The following is a 3,529-nucleotide window of genomic DNA, read 5'->3' as shown; positions in this document are numbered from 1 at the left end:
ACACTGCCGGTCTGGTCGTGCCGGCCGGCGTCGCCGCGCCGCCGAAGGTCACCGCCACGTCGTGGCTGGTCGCCGACCTGGACAGCGGCCAGGTGCTCGGTGGCTGCGGCCCGCACGAGTACGGCACCCCGGCGAGCGTGCAGAAGCTCCTGTTGGCGGCCACGATGTTGCCCAAGCTCGACCCGAAGCAGACGGTCACCGTCACCGAGGCGGACATGGACATCGAGCCCGGCTCCTCGGCCGTGGGGCTGGTCGCGGGCGGCCGGTACACCATCGAGACCATCTGGCTCGGGTTGCTGCTGAACTCCGGCAACGAGGCCGCCAACGCGCTGGCCCGACTGGGCAGCGGGACGGACAGCGCCGCCGGCGTACGCGCCATGAACGAGCAGGCGCACCACCTCGGCGCGCTGCAGACGCACGCGGTCACCCCGTCCGGGCTGGACGGCAAGGGTCAGTTCACCAGCGCGTACGACCTGGCGTTGATCGCCCGGGCCTGCTTCGCCCAACCGACCTTCCGCCGGTACGCGCTGACCGAGCAGACAGCGATTCCGGCCCAGCCGGCGCAACGCACCAAGGGCTTCGAGATCCAGAACGAGAACCAGCTCATCTACCGGTACCCGGGGGCGCTCGGCGGCAAGACCGGCTTCACCGACCTGGCCCGACACACCTACGTGGGGGCGGCGGAACGCGGTGGGCGGCGGCTGGTGGTCACCCTGTTGGGCGCCGAATCGGCGCCGGTACGCGGCTGGGAGCAGGGCGCTGCCCTCCTGGACTGGGGCTTGACGCTGCCCCGGGACGCGGCCGTGGGTCGGTTGGTCGAGCCCGGCGAGCTGACCGCCACCCCGTCGGCGGCGCCGTCCGCGCTGGCGGCAGCCGGCGCGCCCCGGCCGGCGGCGGCCAGCGCACCGGCGCGTACCGGCTCGGGGTGGCTCTGGTCGGTGACCGCGGTGAGCGGCGCGACGGTGGTGGCGTTGTTGGGCGGTCTGCTGTGGCGGCGTCGCCGTCGTCTGCCCTGACGGATCGACATCGGGCGCTGCCCTCCATAGACTCCGGTCTTTCTGGCACCACCAGTCCAGGAGGATCCCTGTGCCGAGTGAACCCGAACCGCGCCCCGCAGTGGCGGCACCCCGCCGGCCGGTGCGCGCCCTGACCCGCCTCGCGGGGGTGACCGTGCTCGCCGGGGCGCTGGTCGTCGGTGCGTCCGCCACCGCCCTCGCCGCGCCGGGCCCGTCGGCCGACGCGGTGCGCGTGTCCGCCGCGCCGCCCACCGCCGCCGACACCGCCACCCGACCGCCGCGCACCACCCACGGCCCGTGCGCGTACGCCGAGACCCCGGACGAACCCGCGGCCCGGCCGGTGCCGTTGCCGCCGGACCCCCGCCGCACCCCGTCCCGGGGCAGCGTCCGGGTGACTCTGGCGACCAACCACGGGCCGATCGGGTTGACCCTGGACCGGGCCGCCGCGCCGTGCACGGTGCAGAGCTTCCTGCACCTGGTCGGCAAGCGTTTCTACGACCGCACCCTGTGCCACCGGCTGACCGCGTACCCCACGTTGAGCGTGTTGCAGTGCGGTGACCCGTCCGGAACCGGTGCGGGCGGCCCGGGCTACCGGTACCGCGACGAACTGCCGACCGACCTGCCGCCCGCGCCCACCGACCCGACCGGGGAACGCCGGGTGTACGCCCGGGGCGTCCTGGCGATGGCCAACGCCGGGCCGGACACCAACGGCAGCCAGTTCTTCCTGGTCTACGCCAACTCCGCGCTGCGCCCCAATTACACGATCTTCGGCGAGGTGGACGCGGCCGGCCTGGCCACCCTGGACCGGATCGCCGCAGGGGGAGTGGCGCCGACCGCCGAGGACCCGGCACCGGTCGACGGCGCGCCGGCACTGCCGGTGACCATCCGCAAGGCCGTCCGCTGGCACCACCACCACTGACCGTACGGCGCGGTGGGTGACCGTCGGTCGCTCACCGCGCCCGCCGTGGATGACGCTCGGTCGACCCCGGCCTGGCCGGAATTTCCGGGAACCGACCGGAACCGGTCCAACCGGTTTCCGACGTAGTTCCGGCCGTCACGCCGAGGCGGACGACCCGGTCGGCGGGGCGACGGTGCTGTCGCGAACGACCAACTCGGTGGCGAGTTCCACCCGGGGTGAGTCGATGCCCTCGCCCTGAGACAGGCGGAGCACCGTCCGGGCTGCCAACCGTCCCATCTCGACCAACGGCTGGCGAACGGTGGTCAGCGGCGGGGAGGCCCAGCGGGCTTCCGGCAGGTCGTCGAACCCCACGACGCTCACGTCGTCCGGAACGCGGAGCCCGCGGCGGCGGATGGCCTCGTAGACCCCGAAGGCCATCTGGTCGCTGGCGGCGAAGATGCCGGTCGGCGGGTCGGCGAGGTCGAGCAGCGCGGTTCCGCCAGCGAACCCGGAGGCGTGGTAGAAGTCGCCCGGGTAGATCAGCGCGTCGTCCACCGGCACTCCGGCGGCCTCCAGCCCGGCCCGGTAACCGTCGAGTCGTGCCCGACTGCACAGCAGATGCGTCGGCCCGGCCACGAAACCGATGCGTCGGTGCCCGATGGCGAGCAGGTGTTCGGTCGCGGCGAGCCCGCCGGCCCAGTTGGTCGCCCCGATCGTCGGGACGTCCATGGCCGGCACCCCGGCCGGGTCGACGACCACCACCGGCACGTTGAGTCGCCGCAGCTGCGCGTGCAGCGGCGGGCTCAGGTGCGAGGTCACGAAGATGACGCCGTCGGTGGCCCGGGTGCGCAGGTTCTGCAACCACTGCCGGGCCGCGGTGGGCTGCCGGTGGATCGCGGAGACCACAGTGCCGACACCCACGCCGTGCCCGACGTCCTCCACGCCGCGGATGATCTCCACGGCCCAGGGGCTGTCCAGGTCGTTGAAGACCAGGTCGACGAGGCCGGCGCGGCGAACGCTGCGGCTGGTGCGACGCCGGTAGCCGTGGTGGCGCAACAACTCCTCGACCCGCTCGCGAGTGTCCGGGGCCACATCGGAGCGACCGTTGAGCACCCGTGACACGGTCGGCACCGACACCCCGGCCTCCCGTGCGATCGCGGTGATGGTCACCCTGCGTCCGTCGTCCGCGCCCACCCGCGTCTCCTTCACCGAGCCGGAGGAACGACCGCAAGCCGCGCCACCGTGTGTCCCGGAACGGCGTGCACCGTTCCTCGCGTCATCTTGCCTCACCGACGGGGGTTGACGACATGCCAGGTCGGCGGAAGCTTGGTCGGAGTTACGGAAAACTTCCGGAGCTTTTTCGACTACTTTCGTTGATTGCTTCGACAAATAGCTCTCGATCGACTCGACTTTCGTGGATTCGCGGTGTCCTGCGGTCGGGGACAGCCCGACTTTCAGTAGGCCGAGTGGATCCGGGGATAGCTGCCCTAGCTGGGCTGATAGACAGGACCGGTGGGTTATCGCATCGGTGTCATGCTCGCGCTCGCCGCGTTGCTCGGCGGCTGCTCACGGCCCGAGCCCCGCCCCGCGCCCGCCGCACCGCAGCCAACCCCGG

Annotated in this window: 3 protein-coding genes; 2 read left to right on the top strand and 1 reads right to left on the bottom strand. The window is 72.8% G+C overall.

Features of this window, described 5'->3' with window-relative positions; translation table 11 throughout:
* On the top strand, positions 1 to 1,016 hold a 1,016-nt coding region (locus DLJ59_RS00295), incomplete at its 5' end, for a D-alanyl-D-alanine carboxypeptidase family protein (RefSeq protein WP_148096914.1).
* Between the two features lie 70 nt (positions 1,017 to 1,086).
* The gene (locus DLJ59_RS00290; protein ID WP_244235756.1) at positions 1,087 to 1,935 is read left to right on the top strand and encodes a peptidylprolyl isomerase; all 849 of its coding nucleotides are present in this window, start codon (positions 1,087 to 1,089) and stop codon (positions 1,933 to 1,935) included.
* A 135-nt stretch (positions 1,936 to 2,070) separates the two neighbouring features.
* On the opposite strand, the gene DLJ59_RS00285 is transcribed toward DLJ59_RS00290, so the two are convergent.
* On the bottom strand, positions 2,071 to 3,108 hold the full coding sequence (locus DLJ59_RS00285; RefSeq protein WP_124770535.1) for a LacI family DNA-binding transcriptional regulator: 1,038 nt from the start codon (positions 3,106 to 3,108) through the stop codon (positions 2,071 to 2,073).
* Between the last annotated feature and the right edge of the window lie 421 nt (positions 3,109 to 3,529).

Source organism: Micromonospora inaquosa (assembly GCF_003857055.1).
Classification (GTDB): Bacteria; Actinomycetota; Actinomycetes; order Mycobacteriales; family Micromonosporaceae; genus Micromonospora; species Micromonospora inaquosa.
This window is presented reverse-complemented; position numbering and strand designations above follow the sequence as displayed.